Source organism: Brucella sp. NBRC 12950 (genome assembly GCF_030268145.1).
In the GTDB taxonomy this organism is placed as follows: domain Bacteria; phylum Pseudomonadota; class Alphaproteobacteria; order Rhizobiales; family Rhizobiaceae; genus Brucella.
Genome location: NZ_BSQC01000005.1, coordinates 343,298 through 356,516, shown reverse-complemented (window position 1 = coordinate 356,516; position 13,219 = coordinate 343,298). Strand labels below are relative to the sequence as shown.

Here is a 13,219-nt window from a genome sequence, read left to right as displayed (position 1 = left end):
TATGTTCTGATCGGTGAAGGCGCACGCGGCTCGTTGGCAAAGGAACTGATCGCGAGGTTCAAGCTTGATGAGGGTCGTGAACCAGCCAAGTTTGGTATCGGCCTCAAGGAACTCTGGCAGGTCGATCCATCCAAGCATAAGCCGGGTCTGGTACAGCATTCATTTGGCTGGCCGCTTGATATGAAGACCGGCGGTGGCTCGTTCCTCTACCATCTTGAAGACAATATGGTTGCAGTCGGCTTCGTACTGCATCTCAACTACAAGAACCCTTATCTGTCGCCGTTTGAAGAGTTCCAGCGGTTCAAGACGCATCCGGCGATCCGCGATACATTCGAGGGTGGCAAACGCCTTTCTTATGGCGCGCGCGCGATTACCGAAGGTGGTTTCCAGTCAGTGCCAAAACTGTCCTTCCCGGGTGGTGCGCTGATCGGCTGTTCGGCTGGCTTCGTCAACGTTCCCCGCATCAAGGGCAGTCATAACGCAGTTCTGTCGGGCATTCTTGCCGCCGACAAGATTGCGGAAGCATTGGCCGCTGGTCGTGCCAATGATGAGCCGATTGAAATCGAAAACAGCTGGCGTAACAGCGCTATCGGCAAGGATCTCAAGAAGGTCCGCAATGTGAAGCCGCTCTGGTCGAAGCTCGGAACGGTTATGGGTGTTGCTCTCGGTGGTCTTGATATGTGGACCAATCAGCTGTTTGGCTTCTCATTCTTTGGTACGCTGAAGCATGGGAAGAACGATGCGCAAAGCCTTGAGCCAGCAGCAAAGCACAAGAAGATCGATTATCCGAAGCCGGATGGTGTGCTGACTTTTGATCGTCTTTCGTCAGTGTTTCTTTCGAACACCAACCATGACGAAAACGAGCCTGTGCATCTGCAGGTAGCTGACATGAAGCTGCAGCAGACATCAGAGCATGATGTCTTTGCAGGTCCATCGACGCGCTATTGCCCTGCAGGTGTTTATGAATGGGTGGATGCTGACGGCAATTCCGCGGCTGATCCGCAGGCCAAGGATGTTCGCTTTGTGATCAACGCGCAGAACTGCGTGCATTGCAAAACTTGCGATATCAAGGACCCGAACCAGAACATCAACTGGGTTCCGCCACAAGGCGGCGAAGGACCAGTTTACGTAAACATGTAATGTTTGCGGAAACATGTAATTGAAAAAGGCGGTTTTAAACCGCCTTTTTTTATTAGAGTGCGGGGCGCACAAAGGTCGCTCTAACGCTTTAAAATGAGAGCATGACTGATTGAGTTTCCGGCTCGTCAGTGTCTGGACGTACCGGCATCGGAACAGAAAACTCAAGTCTTATAGGCAAGTGATCGGAGCCGACGTCCTCGCGTGTGGTTGCAGTAGGCGCTTCGATTTCATGGCTTACGAGAACCTGATCGATCGGCAGGCCGACATAAGGCGCGAGTTTTATCGGAAGGTTTTGCAACACCCATGTGCCACCGATACCGGTCATCGCTTTGGTGGTCGAAGCTTTCTCGATGCGATGGACAGCATTGCTCCACGGAGCCGCATTAAAATCGCCAGCGATGATCATAGGGCCGCTGAATTTCTGTAATTCTGGGACTAGTGCGTCGATGATCGCCGCCTGACCATAAGGCCACGGAAGCACAGCGTGATAAGCAGCAACATTGATGCTCGTGCCGCTAAAATCGATAGAAGTCATGGCAAAGCGATCATTGCCAAGGCACAACTGAGCGCTACCTTCACTGAATGGGCGGCGGGACAGAATACCAACGCCCATATTGCTTCCGTCTTTGCGACATTCAAAATGGTAAGGATAAGTACCCTTCAGAATGTCGATCCACATTACCCAATCGGCACCGGCTTCCTGATAGGTGATAACGTCAGGCTTTTCCCGCGCAACCATTTGCAAAACGCGTTTAGGCTCAGGATTGTTATAGCGCAGATTGATCTGCACCAGACTGTAACGTGCGCCGGTCGTCGGCACATCGGCCTGTGCAGAAGATGATCCGTCGAGAAGGTTACGTGCGGCACCAAGCGTCGTGCTGAAAGCAAGGATCGCAAAAAGCAGGATCATTGCACCTTCACGCCGCATCTTTGTAAACAAGAGCGGCAGTGCCAGCAAACCCATCAGAATCGCGAGATGTGGTCGAAAATGCCCGAATGAATCGAGCATTGGATGCGCTGATCCAAGAAAACCAAGCACAAGAGGGACCGACACCAGAACAGCGGTGATCAATAGGAGCAATGAAAGGTTTTCGCGGCGTTTTGACATGATACGCACCTAGCCGCTGATTACGGCGCGATGATGGAATAGGGCAATGTGGAAAAAGGGCAGTATGCTTTCAAAATACATACTGCCCTAACTACCTATTGCCTACTGCCTTATACTTACTGGAAAGCTGTCTCGAAGAAGCTACGGAGCTTGCGTGAATGCAGTCGCTCATCAGGCATGGCTGCGATTTTTTCCATCGCACGAATACCGATTTGCAGATGCTGTGCGACCTGCCGCTTGTAGAACTCTGTCGCCATGCCAGGCAGTTTCAGTTCGCCATGCAAAGGCTTGTCGGAAACACAGAGCAACGTGCCGTATGGTACGCGGAAGCGGAACCCATTGGCAGCAATCGTGGCAGACTCCATGTCAAGCGCAACTGCACGCGCCTGTGAAAGGCGCTGAACCGGTCCGCGCTGGTCGCGTAACTCCCAGTTTCGATTGTCGATTGTTGCGACTGTACCAGTGCGCATGATGCGCTTTAGGTCATAGCCTTCAAGGCCAGTGATTTCTTCGACCGCCTCTTCAAGTGCTACCTGAATTTCGGCAAGCGCGGGCAAAGGCACCCAAACAGGAAGATCGTCATCAAGAACGTGGTCTTCACGCATATAAGCATGAGCAAGCACGTAATCGCCCAGTTCCTGAGTGTTCCGCAGACCTGCACAATGTCCCAGCATCAGCCAGGCATGTGGACGCAGCACAGCAACATGGTCGGTGATGGTCTTTGCATTGGATGGGCCAACGCCGATATTGACCATGGTAATACCGGAATGATCGGCGCGTTGCAGGTGATAGGCAGGCATCTGTGGCATACGCTGTAGCGGAATGCCGCTGCTCGGCTCGGATTCGCCTGCGCGTGTTATCGCGTTGCCTGGCTCAACAAAGCTATCATAGCCGCTGCCACCGTCTGCCATCAGCTTGCGCGCATAGGCGCAGAATTCGTCCATATAGAACTGATAGTTGGTGAACAGAACAAAGTTCTGAAAATGCTTGGGGCTGGTTGCGGTGTAATGCGCAAGCCTGTGTAGAGAGTAGTCAACGCGTTGTGCCGTGAACGGCGCCAGTGGCATTGGTTCACCGGGAATAGGATCGAAATCGGCATTGACGATCTTGTCGTCGGTTGCAGCCAGATCCGGAACATCGAAGAGATCGCGCATCGGATGCGTAAAGGCATTGGCAACCGATGCCTCGACATAGGTGCCTTCCATGAAGGCAAAGTGAATTGGAATTGGTGTGGCCGATTCCCGAACGGTGACCGCAACGCCGTGATTGCGCATCAGCAGGCGAATTTGCTCGTTGAGATAATGGTCGAACAGATCGGGCCGGGTAATCGTCGCCGCATAATCACCGGGCGTAGTCACATGACCAAAGGCAAGGCGCGTATCTACATGCGCAAAGCTGGAGGTGGACAGGCAGATTTCGGGATAAAAAGCGCGATAACGCTGAGGGCGAGCCTCTCCCTTTGCCAGCTGCTCAAAAGCCGTGCGAAGGAACGCGGTGTTGCGATCATAAAGCTTGCGCAGTGCGGCAACCGCCGCACTTGCATCGGTAAAAACTTCCGGCTCCACGAAGGGAGGGGTTTTGATATCAGGGATGAAAGTTTGTTCGATTCGCTGTGTCATGACTTAGTATAGCAAACTCCATGACACGCGCATGTCCCTGTTTAAGCACTTCTTTGAAGGCTTACATACAGTACGAGGCCGACCCCGTTCATTTGCGCTTTCTGCCCTATTTGGGTGTAGGCGAAGGTTGCCGCAGGACCGGTGAAGACGGCGGTGAAAAGCAGGACACGAAGCGCAATCCCTGCTGAAATACGGAAACGCGAGATCATAGCCGCCTGTCTCCGTCCACATGCTTGAGGTGCATTGCTGTGATAGGGCCAACGACCGGCTGGTCGCGATAAACATCATATTTGCGATCAACAAAAAGGCTCGCGATGATCGCAAAACCGGCAATCATTAAACAGACAATCGTAACGCGCCACAGCAGCATAATTCCCCCGGCTTTAAAAGCGTTTGCTCTACGGGCTTGAGTTTAAGGATGCGACCTGAACTGCTCCTGAGAGCTGCATTCATCCGGCGTTCAAAAATATTGATGTTTCACTAACTTGATCGCTTCGCACTTGTGCCGGGCTGCACGGCGCTTATGTTAACCCGCATTGGAAATACGGACAAAGCCAAGAAAGCGGGAGACAGATACCCATGGCTGAGCAGACAAAACCCATTGAGCTTTATTATTGGCCTACCCCGAATGGCTTCAAAATCAGCATCATGCTGGAGGAACTAGGCGTTCCTTATGAAGTCAAATATGTGAACATCGGTAAGGGCGATCAATTCCAGCCGGACTTTCTCAAAATTGCACCCAATAACCGTATGCCAGCGATCGTCGACCCCGAAGGGCCGGGCGGCGAGCCGATCTCGGTTTTTGAATCAGGCGCAATTCTTCAGTATCTCGGCCGCAAGTTCGGAAAATTCTATCCAACGGATGAACGCAAGCGTGTCGCCGTTGATGAATGGCTGATGTGGCAAATGGGTGGACTTGGCCCCATGTCGGGTCAGGCCGGGCACTTCCGCGTTTATGCGCCGGAAAAGGTGCAATATGGCATCGATCGCTACACCAATGAGGTCAACCGTCTTTATGGTGTCCTGAATCGTCAGCTAGAAGGCAAAGACTTTATCGCAGGCGAATATTCTATCGCTGACATGGCCAGCATTGGTTGGATCAACGCTTACAAAAACTATGATCAGCAGCTGGAGGATTTCCCTAACCTCAAGCGCTGGTATGAAACCATGAATGCACGACCTGCCGTTCAGCGTGGTCTCTTGGTTGGCAAGGAAGAGCGCGAAAAGTCTAACCTCGCCAATGACAAGGAAGCGCAGAAAATTCTTTTCGGCCAGAAGGCGCGCTAATTCGCTTTGGTTAGAAATGCTTGAAAGAAAGGCGGCTTAGAAGCCGCCTTTTTATTTTATTCGCTTACTGCCGTGCGAGACTTTCACTCTTGCAGATCAGGCCGCCCATGACGCAGCCCGAAAGCGAGAGAGTGTTTCCCTTGACACTGGCCTTGCCTGTGTAAGTCTTGCCTTCGTCTAGCTTGTTGACTTCGCCCTTGTAGCTGCCGTCCTTGCCAGACATTGTGCCAATCGACTTGCCCTTATATTCGCCGGTCTGCACCGTGCCGCAATATTTACCGCCGCCGCAAGCTGCGTAGCTGATAATCGTACCATTCGGGCGTTTCCAAGTACCGACAATTGCTTCTTCAGCAAATGCTGGTGCGGCTAAGCCTGCCGTCAGTGCTACGGCGGCGGTCATTCCCATAATAAAAGTGCGGATCATGCATTCCTCCCAAAATGCCGCAAAGCTCTCTATTTTCAGCTCTGCAGAAAACTTACGCAAACGTAAACGTAATCGAGTTTGGTCCGAAGCGGAAGAGGGATAATTGGTGGCTTCGAATTCGCCGATAATCACTTTCTCAACAAAGCCAATCGATGCCATGGTTATCATCTGGTTTCCAAGCACTGTGGATGAAAAAGCGGCAATTTCGGAAAAACGCTGCAATTCGCGAAGCTTGGATGTTTAACAAAATCCCAAATTTACTCCTTGTTGGGATTTCGTTGTCGCGTTGTTAAGCATCTGGTTTAACGCGCATTTTAATCCTGTCGCCTATCTTAAAGACCATGAACGGAACGACAGATCCGACGGTTCCGGGCCGGTGAAAGCCAGTCACGGAAACAAAGAGCGGACGGTTCTCGGGATTTAACAGGGACAAAGAAAATGACACAGTTTCAGAGCGTTATACAGCACGACAAGGCAGGCTCTCAGGATCGTATCCTGCTGGAGATGGGTTTGAAATACGCCATCGGCCGCGACTGCGAAATTGATGTCGTCGAAGCACACAAGTGGCTTAACATTGCAGCAATCCGTGGCAACCAGAAAGCGGAACGTATGCGCAATCAGGTTGCAGCAACTATGAGCAAGAGCGAGCTGGCAGCAGCACTGCGTGGTGCACGCGAGTGGATGACTTCTCACTGAACTACGGAATGTAGAAACCAAAAAGCCGCCCAATGAGGCGGCTTTTTGTTCAGCTGATCCCGAGATAGCGCCCCGGCTTGTGGTTGATTGCGATGATAACGTTCATCGCAATCGCACCCACAAGCGACAGAAGCATGTTCTCCCACGGGATGAAAAACAGTGATCCGAGCATGATGATAATGTCGAGCGCGAGCTGAAACCAACCAGCGCGAATGCCATAGGCATCCTGCAAGTAAAGCGCGAGAATATTGACGCCGCCCACGCCGGAACGATGGCGGAAAAGTGCCAGAACGCCCATGCCCATAAGTGTGCCGCCCATAAGCGCTGCAAAGAGCGGATTGATTGAGCTGAAATCAACACATAGAGGGATGAGTTTGGCAAAGAGAGATAGAAGCGCCACGGCGATGAACGTTCTGATCGTAAATGGCCAGCTCATCCGCTTTGCAGCGAAATAGTAGAACGGCAGATTGATCACGAAATAAAGCAAGCCAAATCCGATGCCGGTGGCATACTGGATCAGCAGCGCGATTCCTGCCGTACTGCCTGTCATAAGCGTCGCTTGACTATAAAGCGTAATGCCCAACGCAATGAATGAAGTGCCAATCAACATGGCGATTGCATCTTCATAAAGGCGATGACGATCGCCCCCCAGTTTGCTGGTCACATCGACAAGCGGGGAGGCGCTATCTGCGATATCGGTCACATTTAACTCCAGAACTGCGAAAACCGGAAATTCGAACAAGATTACTCAAAGGGCCGGAGCAATGATCCGCCATTTGAGTGTATGCATATTCCCGCTGATCCGATGGATAATGTGCCACGCGCCAGCGCCAAGTCTTGGGAGACCTCGCAAATATAGCATCGCGGATGCCCGACGGCACTGCTAGCAAAATTGTTATTTTGAACGTAGCATTTTTATTTTAGCTCGGCTTTGACCGCTCATTTTTTCGGATTATTTCGTTGCGAGTTTCACTGAGAAATTGCTCTACATCCTTGGGACTGCGTAGATGATGCTTTTTCAGATGCGAAGGGGCGCTTTCCAGAAAAGATTTTGCCCGAATACGCCCATTTTTGCGGTAATTAGCCACGAACTTCAGGAATTCCCAATCAAAGCGCTCGTCACAGCCTTCCGCCATATCAGGACGGGATTGACCGTAATGGCGAAGTGTTCTGCGCAGGACTCGCCAAAGGCGTGTTAGGGTCGAGATATCCAGAAAAATAAGCATGTCGGCGCGTGCTGAGCGATACGCCATTGTTTCGCTGTGATTGCCTTCGAATATCCATTCATCGCGATCCGCAACCTCATCGCTCAGAAGGCCGATTTCGTCCCGAGAGCGCATTGTCCAATTGGGTAGCCAATAGATGGTGTCGATATGAATAACTGGTAATTCGGTGATTGCACCAAGCGAACGGGCGAGGGTGGACTTTCCCGAACCTGCGCCTCCAATGATCATGATCCTTTTTATCATCTGGGCAAGCTCCGGATTTTAACTGTGTTGCAATAAATCTGAGACAAGTTCATGGAAATACTGTATATTTACTTCGCGTCATTCAAATTTACGTAACGACTAAAGAATGACGGTTAGAATTTTTGTATTGTAGACAGTGGTAATATTAAGAGAGTGATTGACAGTCAACTTGTCTGGCATCAAGCTTGGTGGTGAAGACAAATTTACAAGGTGTGAAGACCGGCAAAGCAGGCCGGATATTCTGAATAGATCGCTTTGAGCGGTCAGCGCTAATCCGAATGCAACAAAATCAATAGTCCGTATCCGATAGGGAGCGACGAGATGTCTATTCGTACCATTACAGCCTTGGCTGGTACCGCAATCATTCTAGGCGCATCTGCCTTTGCTTTTTCATCTCCTGCAAGTGCGTTGACGATGAAAGAATGTAGCGCGAAGTATCAGGCCGCCAAAGATGCTGGCACGCTTGGCGATGTAAAGTGGAACGACTTCCGCAAAGCCCAGTGTGGTGATGATGCAGCTGCAGCTCCTGCAGCTCCAGCAGCTCCCGCAAAGAAAGCTGCTGCACCGGCGAAAAGTGCAGCCACGCCAGCTGCAGATGATGCCAAAGGTCTTACCATGAAGCAGTGCAGTGCCAAATATCAGGCGGCAAAAGATGCCGGTACTGACGGCGGTGCCAAATGGAATGACTTCCGTAAAGCGGAATGTGGTCCAGGTGCTGATGCTGTAGCACTCACCACGGATGGCAATTCTGAACCTGCTGCTCCAACAGTAGCGGCACCAAAGGGTGTCAAATTCCCAACGGCTGTTTCGGCAAAATACTCTAGCGAATCTGCTGGCAAGGCACGTATGCACACCTGCCTTGAGCAGTATCACACTCTGAAAGACGCCAATGCACTTGGTGGTTTGAAGTGGGTTCAGAAGGGCGGCGGTTATTACAGCCTCTGCAATGCACGCCTCAAGGGCAATTCATAAACCCAAATCTGAGACGGCTTATAAGTCGGTTTGAACTTAACCCGTTTTGGAGAAAGGGCCTTGCAGATTTGCAAGGCCTTTTTTTCTGGTTAAGTTTCCGCATTATAAAATCAGGTTTTCTTGTACCAACTGCTGATACCGACCACGAGCCAGCCAAGAATCATCAGGCTTCCGCCTGTAGGCGCTGCCATTGGGAAGAGTCTGTTACTGGTCATGTCACGCATAAACAGATCTCCGCAAAACAAGACCAACCCGACCACCAGTAATGCCCCGCCAATATTCGCTACACGACTGTTCGGCACGATCAGCGATAAAACAAGCAGAGCTGGAGCATGACCCAGAAGCATTGGCGCGATAGTGCCAAGATGGTTGTCCCCGCCATGAGCCGCACCTGCATAAGACGCAATTGCCAGAGCTCCGCACAGACCAGCGAGTGTGCCGAACAGAGCATTGCGAGGCTGATCATTCCGTAGGATCGACATGAAGTTTCTCCGCTATCAAGCAGTTTTATAAGCGTTTCGAGCGGCAGCCAGCGCATCAGGCAAGGCTATCTCAAACTTATCCAGTTGTGCTTTCACACCGACGCTGACACGAATACAGCGATCAAGAACAGGTGCGCCAGGCTTTCGAACGAAAATATCTCGCTCAATCAAACCGTTGAGAACAGAAGTGGCGAAGGCGCCATCGTGGCAACAATCAATTGTGACGAAATTCGTCGCAGAGGGAATCGGCTTCAGCCCATTCTGCTCAGCTATTTTTGCGATTCTATTGCGTCCACCATGGATTTGTTCAACCACGTCGCGCAAATATGCTTGATCCTTTAATGCTGCGATTGCCGCAGCCTGTGCAATTCGATTAACCGCAAAATGATCGCGAATCTTGTCGAATGATTTGATTGCACTTGCGCAGCCAAGAACATAGCCGACCCTAATTCCGGCGAGTCCATAAGCTTTTGAAAAAGTGCGCATACGTAGAATATTGGGACGTTTCAAATCAAATGATGGGAAGGCAGATGCTGGCCCCGTCTCGCAATAGGCTTCGTCGAGAATCAACATCGTCGTTTCAGGCACTCGCTCTATGAAGGCCTGAATGTCTGATCCCTCGTGCCACGTACCCATCGGGTTGTCTGGATTCGCGATGTATAGCAGCGCAGGGTTTTCAGTGCGTGCTCTGTCGATAAGCGCATCAAGATCAGGTTTGTCGTCGCGATAAGGAACTGTCAGTAAGGTGCCACCGAAGCCTGCAACGTGATAATTGAACGTTGGATAGCCGCCCAAAGAGTTGATGACCTTGTCACCTTGCTGAACATACTGCCTGACAACAAGTCCCAGCAAAGCATCAACACCTGCACCGGGCATGACATTCTCGGGCTTCACGCCGTGGTGCGCTGCGATAGCATGGCGTAACGCATAATTTTCTGGATCACCATATTTCCAGACTTCGGATGTCTCTTGCTTCATGGCTTCAATGACAGATGGAGCAGGCCCGAAGCTGCTTTCATTAGCACCGATTCGGGCAACGAAAGGTTTTCCGCGCTGTAGCTCCAGTGTTTCAGGGCCTATGAACGGGACAGTGGAGGGAAGGCTTTCAACAAGCGGCGTAAGACGAGGCGATGCCATTGTGTTTCCGGTCAACTTGGTCTGGTGGATGAGGCAGCAGAACCGAAGGTGATGTCAATTCACCGTCAATTATTTGCTCGGGCGTTCGATAAAAGATCAAGCAGGAATAGCAATTTGCGTCGGGTCTTGCCACATCACGAATTGGGGAAATTCAATAATGAAGTTAAAGTCTCATCGGATATGCCGCAACGCACCAAATCGGCGTCCGATACGGAATAACCCCCACGCATATTCTGATGGCGACAGTCTCAGGTATTTCAAAGGTAGTTATGTAAATCCTGATTATTGATCCTTTTGAAGAAACTACCCGTTAAGAACCGAATCAGCACGACGTCCGACGCAAGGCGTGCTTTGGAAAGCTGGATCTTGGGCTTCAATTCAGGTGGGAATCAGCGTCATGTCAGAGTGAATCTGCGCATCTCGAATTTTGTCGAATTGCGCGATACACATATCCTAACTTACTTCAAACGAGCGGATTTCGCGCAAACTCGTGAAACCAAGTCACTATTCAACATTCGCGTTATCGAATTTCGAGAACTTTCACGCAAGAATCAAGATCATGAGTAGCGAGATGAGCATAACGCATCGTCATTTGTAGTGTCTGATGGCCGAGCCACATCTGTACGCGGCGAATATCGATTCCACCTCGAACAAGGCGAGACGCGCAGGTGTGTCGCAGGATATGCGGTACCACCTGATCATCGGTTCCAAGCCCGACTTCGATTTTGGCATCATTCCAAATCTGGCGGAAACGTACCTGATTGAGCATGGAGAAGGGGCCTTTAAGCCGCTCATGCGCAATATCCGTAGACTTTCTTGCTCGTTTTGTAAGCGGAACCGTTCTGCTGCGGTTCGACTTCGTTAACCAGAACGTAACACGATGCTCCTGAATGTCATTCCAGGTGAGCCCAATGGCTTCGCCTAAGCGGCAACCTGTATCGACAAGGAAAATACTGAGGCGATAACTGTCCTCGCAACGTGCTTTAACTGCTGCAAACAAGCGCTTTTCTTCCTCATATTCGAGGAATCGAATCCGTCCTGCACGTTCTTTCTGTCGGACAAACTCCGGCAGATTGTAGATATCCCCCATCTTATGCGCCTTTCGCAGCAGCTTGCTCAGCGCAGCCATCTTTCTATTGATGGTTGCATTGCTGTTGCCGCGTTCACGAAGCGAACCTATGACGGAGTCGAGCATTTCCTGATCAAATCCTGAAAAGCGCACGCCTTTCAGAATCTCATCAATTTCACCAAGGAACGATTTCACATTATACTTGTGTGAGCCGTCATCCCAAAGGATGTTGATATACTTTCCAGCCAGTTCAGCGAGCGAAAATCGCTCTACGAGCCTGTGATTCTGGCTTCTGACGGATGTGTATTCAAGGTTGTAGTCGATGACCGGCGAATAAGCTTCGCATCCATCGATCCTCGTGCCCCCAACGACGATCATAGCAAGTCCCCCATTTTTTTACGGGAAGCATGCATAGAGAAATAATTAATAGAGCACAAGATAAGTGAGCTAACTTTATGTGGAGACATGTTTTGATCCTCTAATAGAACCTCTCGCCCCCCAATTTTTTCGTCCCCGCAACTCCCCCATTTCAAATTCCGTCGGGATCCCCATCTCGAAAGAATTTTTTTCACGCTTTCGTGAACGCTACCCCAAATGACGACGCCAACGGTTTCCCGTTGGCGTCCGATGCTCAAGCGTAGTTGAAATTAGAACGAACGCTGGAAGCGGATGATGCCGCCGAATGCATCTTTGTTTTCGATCGCGCCATTCTGGCGGAGCGGATGATCGCTGTCCCAACGGGTGTAGTTGATTTCTGGAGTAATGGTGAAACCAGGAACCAGCTGATAAGCAACGTTTGCTGCGATTGCGGTCTTGCCCCAATCTTCGTACGCGCCCTGAATGTTGAAGGTTGCTTTGTCGGTAGCTTTGAACTTTGCACCGCCCCAGACAGCCCAATCGCCGCCCCAGTTACCGTACATGCCGATGTCGTCTTCATAAGACGAGTAGCCGCCCTGTACCCAAACCGAGAACTGTTCGGTTACGTTTACGTCCAAACGAACCTTGCCGGCCCACTCTTCGAGCAGCGAGTCGTAAGCTACTGCACCAGCGATCGAACCCCAACCCTGAGCGAACTTCAGACCACCAACAACGTGCGGCATGTAATCGTCGATTATGTTCGATGTTTTGCCGAAGTAGCCATCGTCGTCGAAGTCACCGTGATCGATGTAGCTGCCGCCACCCTGTTCAAGCGACAGGATTGCAGAGAAGCCGTTGCCACCGGTGAAAGTGTAGCTGATCAGGTTCGTGCGGTAGACGCCAGCAGCAACCACGTCATCGTTGATGATGTCGCCGAGGTAACCGGTAAACGTGTGGAATGCCGATTCATCGAGACCGAGACGCAGGCCGCCGAGCTGAATGTAAGCGAAGTTCAGTGTGTGGTCGCCCTGATCGCCGTTCGTAAAGTTGAAGCGGTTCTCAGTGTAGGTCTTGAGCGTACCGAGTTCAGTTTCGGTAGCAGTCGACGTGCGAAGGGTGAAGCGTGTATTCTTGCTCCAGGTCTTTGCGTCGTAGCTGGAGTAAGGATCACGGCCAGCAGCTGCGTCGTAACGAACATAACCATGGATGCGCAGGCAGGTTTCGGTGCCCGGGATGTAGAAGTAGCCAGCGCCGTAAGCATCGCAAACGCGGACATATTCAACGGCTTCTGGCTCTGGCGCGACGATTGCGTCTGCTGCCTGAGCGCCGGAAGCTGCAACGAGAGCTGCAGCGGAGCCGAGAAGAAGGCTCTTGATGTTCATTTCTGACCTCCAGTCAAGAATCGACGGGAAGTCCGAAAAACGTATAAATTCAATAGTTTGATATTTTTGAATGCAAA

Annotated in this window: 15 protein-coding genes; 4 read left to right on the top strand and 11 right to left on the bottom strand. The window is 51.1% G+C overall.

The window, feature by feature from the left end; genetic code table 11:
- The coding region (locus QSJ70_RS11270) for an electron transfer flavoprotein-ubiquinone oxidoreductase (protein WP_285536418.1) at nucleotides 1-1,140 on the top strand (1,140 nt) is incomplete at its 5' end.
- 88 nt (nucleotides 1,141-1,228) lie between these two features.
- On the opposite strand, the gene QSJ70_RS11265 is transcribed toward QSJ70_RS11270, so the two are convergent.
- The 4 genes from QSJ70_RS11265 to QSJ70_RS11250 form a co-directional block, all read right to left on the bottom strand.
- A complete protein-coding gene (locus QSJ70_RS11265) occupies nucleotides 1,229-2,248 on the bottom strand; it encodes an endonuclease/exonuclease/phosphatase family protein (RefSeq protein ID WP_285536416.1) in 1,020 nt (339 codons plus the stop codon).
- A gap of 116 nt (nucleotides 2,249-2,364) precedes the next feature.
- Nucleotides 2,365-3,867, bottom strand: a complete 1,503-nt coding sequence (locus tag QSJ70_RS11260; RefSeq protein ID WP_285536414.1) for an AMP nucleosidase — start codon at nucleotides 3,865-3,867, stop codon at nucleotides 2,365-2,367.
- A gap of 41 nt (nucleotides 3,868-3,908) precedes the next feature.
- Complete coding sequence (locus QSJ70_RS11255; RefSeq protein WP_007874239.1) at nucleotides 3,909-4,076, bottom strand: hypothetical protein; 168 nt, start codon at nucleotides 4,074-4,076, stop codon at nucleotides 3,909-3,911.
- Nucleotides 4,073-4,237, bottom strand: coding sequence for a hypothetical protein (locus QSJ70_RS11250; protein ID WP_179253481.1), 165 nt, complete (start codon nucleotides 4,235-4,237; stop codon nucleotides 4,073-4,075). The genes QSJ70_RS11255 and QSJ70_RS11250 overlap by 4 nt, the downstream gene beginning before the upstream one ends.
- A 209-nt stretch (nucleotides 4,238-4,446) precedes the next feature.
- Here QSJ70_RS11250 and QSJ70_RS11245 point away from each other — a divergent pair, with 209 nt between their 5' ends.
- Nucleotides 4,447-5,154, top strand: a complete 708-nt coding sequence (locus QSJ70_RS11245) for a glutathione binding-like protein (RefSeq protein WP_285536409.1) — start codon at nucleotides 4,447-4,449, stop codon at nucleotides 5,152-5,154.
- Nucleotides 5,155-5,218: 64 nt separating this feature from the next.
- Here QSJ70_RS11245 and QSJ70_RS11240 read toward each other — a convergent pair whose 3' ends face one another.
- Complete coding sequence (locus QSJ70_RS11240) at nucleotides 5,219-5,578, bottom strand: DUF2147 domain-containing protein (RefSeq protein ID WP_007874241.1); 360 nt, start codon at nucleotides 5,576-5,578, stop codon at nucleotides 5,219-5,221.
- A 438-nt stretch (nucleotides 5,579-6,016) separates the two neighbouring features.
- Between QSJ70_RS11240 and QSJ70_RS11235 the strand changes: the two genes are divergently transcribed.
- The gene (locus QSJ70_RS11235) at nucleotides 6,017-6,274 is read left to right on the top strand and encodes a sel1 repeat family protein (RefSeq protein WP_064320365.1); all 258 of its coding nucleotides are present in this window, start codon (nucleotides 6,017-6,019) and stop codon (nucleotides 6,272-6,274) included.
- A 49-nt stretch (nucleotides 6,275-6,323) separates the two neighbouring features.
- On the opposite strand, the gene QSJ70_RS11230 is transcribed toward QSJ70_RS11235, so the two are convergent.
- Together QSJ70_RS11230 and QSJ70_RS11225 are read right to left on the bottom strand one after the other, a co-directional pair.
- Entirely contained in the window at nucleotides 6,324-6,977 is a 654-nt protein-coding gene (locus QSJ70_RS11230; RefSeq protein WP_352231000.1) for a YitT family protein, read from the bottom strand.
- Nucleotides 6,978-7,194: 217 nt separating this feature from the next.
- The gene (locus tag QSJ70_RS11225; RefSeq protein ID WP_285536402.1) at nucleotides 7,195-7,743 is read right to left on the bottom strand and encodes a P-loop NTPase family protein; all 549 of its coding nucleotides are present in this window, start codon (nucleotides 7,741-7,743) and stop codon (nucleotides 7,195-7,197) included.
- A 321-nt stretch (nucleotides 7,744-8,064) separates the two neighbouring features.
- Between QSJ70_RS11225 and QSJ70_RS11220 the strand changes: the two genes are divergently transcribed.
- On the top strand, nucleotides 8,065-8,715 hold the full coding sequence (locus tag QSJ70_RS11220) for an antifreeze protein (RefSeq protein WP_285536399.1): 651 nt from the start codon (nucleotides 8,065-8,067) through the stop codon (nucleotides 8,713-8,715).
- A gap of 110 nt (nucleotides 8,716-8,825) precedes the next feature.
- Here QSJ70_RS11220 and QSJ70_RS11215 read toward each other — a convergent pair whose 3' ends face one another.
- The 4 genes from QSJ70_RS11215 to QSJ70_RS11200 all read right to left on the bottom strand — a co-directional run bounded on the left by QSJ70_RS11215 (nucleotide 8,826) and on the right by QSJ70_RS11200 (nucleotide 13,142).
- Nucleotides 8,826-9,197: a DUF423 domain-containing protein gene (locus QSJ70_RS11215; protein ID WP_285536397.1), complete on the bottom strand. Its 372-nt coding sequence runs from the start codon at nucleotides 9,195-9,197 to the stop codon at nucleotides 8,826-8,828.
- A gap of 15 nt (nucleotides 9,198-9,212) precedes the next feature.
- On the bottom strand, nucleotides 9,213-10,334 hold the full coding sequence (locus QSJ70_RS11210) for a pyridoxal phosphate-dependent aminotransferase (protein ID WP_285536395.1): 1,122 nt from the start codon (nucleotides 10,332-10,334) through the stop codon (nucleotides 9,213-9,215).
- 520 nt (nucleotides 10,335-10,854) lie between these two features.
- Nucleotides 10,855-11,781 (bottom strand): tyrosine-type recombinase/integrase, encoded by a 927-nt coding sequence (locus tag QSJ70_RS11205; protein ID WP_285536393.1) that lies wholly within the window; start codon nucleotides 11,779-11,781, stop codon nucleotides 10,855-10,857.
- A gap of 269 nt (nucleotides 11,782-12,050) precedes the next feature.
- Complete coding sequence (locus QSJ70_RS11200; protein WP_285536391.1) at nucleotides 12,051-13,142, bottom strand: porin; 1,092 nt, start codon at nucleotides 13,140-13,142, stop codon at nucleotides 12,051-12,053.
- Nucleotides 13,143-13,219 lie beyond the last annotated feature (77 nt).

Excerpts from the sequence above, each read along its gene's own strand:
- QSJ70_RS11225 (WP_285536402.1), bottom strand. The coding sequence starts at position 7,743 with ATGATAAAAAGGATCATGATCATTGGAGGCGCAGGTTCGGGAAAGTCC.
- QSJ70_RS11200 (WP_285536391.1), bottom strand. The coding sequence starts at position 13,142 with ATGAACATCAAGAGCCTTCTTCTCGGCTCCGCTGCAGCTCTCGTTGCA.
- QSJ70_RS11235 (WP_064320365.1), top strand. The coding sequence starts at position 6,017 with ATGACACAGTTTCAGAGCGTTATACAGCACGACAAGGCAGGCTCTCAG.
- QSJ70_RS11255 (WP_007874239.1), bottom strand. The coding sequence starts at position 4,076 with ATGATCTCGCGTTTCCGTATTTCAGCAGGGATTGCGCTTCGTGTCCTG.
- QSJ70_RS11260 (WP_285536414.1), bottom strand. The coding sequence starts at position 3,867 with ATGACACAGCGAATCGAACAAACTTTCATCCCTGATATCAAAACCCCT.
- QSJ70_RS11240 (WP_007874241.1), bottom strand. The coding sequence starts at position 5,578 with ATGATCCGCACTTTTATTATGGGAATGACCGCCGCCGTAGCACTGACG.
- QSJ70_RS11215 (WP_285536397.1), bottom strand. The coding sequence starts at position 9,197 with ATGTCGATCCTACGGAATGATCAGCCTCGCAATGCTCTGTTCGGCACA.
- QSJ70_RS11265 (WP_285536416.1), bottom strand. The coding sequence starts at position 2,248 with ATGTCAAAACGCCGCGAAAACCTTTCATTGCTCCTATTGATCACCGCT.
- QSJ70_RS11250 (WP_179253481.1), bottom strand. The coding sequence starts at position 4,237 with ATGCTGCTGTGGCGCGTTACGATTGTCTGTTTAATGATTGCCGGTTTT.
- QSJ70_RS11220 (WP_285536399.1), top strand. The coding sequence starts at position 8,065 with ATGTCTATTCGTACCATTACAGCCTTGGCTGGTACCGCAATCATTCTA.
- QSJ70_RS11210 (WP_285536395.1), bottom strand. The coding sequence starts at position 10,334 with ATGGCATCGCCTCGTCTTACGCCGCTTGTTGAAAGCCTTCCCTCCACT.
- QSJ70_RS11245 (WP_285536409.1), top strand. The coding sequence starts at position 4,447 with ATGGCTGAGCAGACAAAACCCATTGAGCTTTATTATTGGCCTACCCCG.
- QSJ70_RS11205 (WP_285536393.1), bottom strand. The coding sequence starts at position 11,781 with ATGATCGTCGTTGGGGGCACGAGGATCGATGGATGCGAAGCTTATTCG.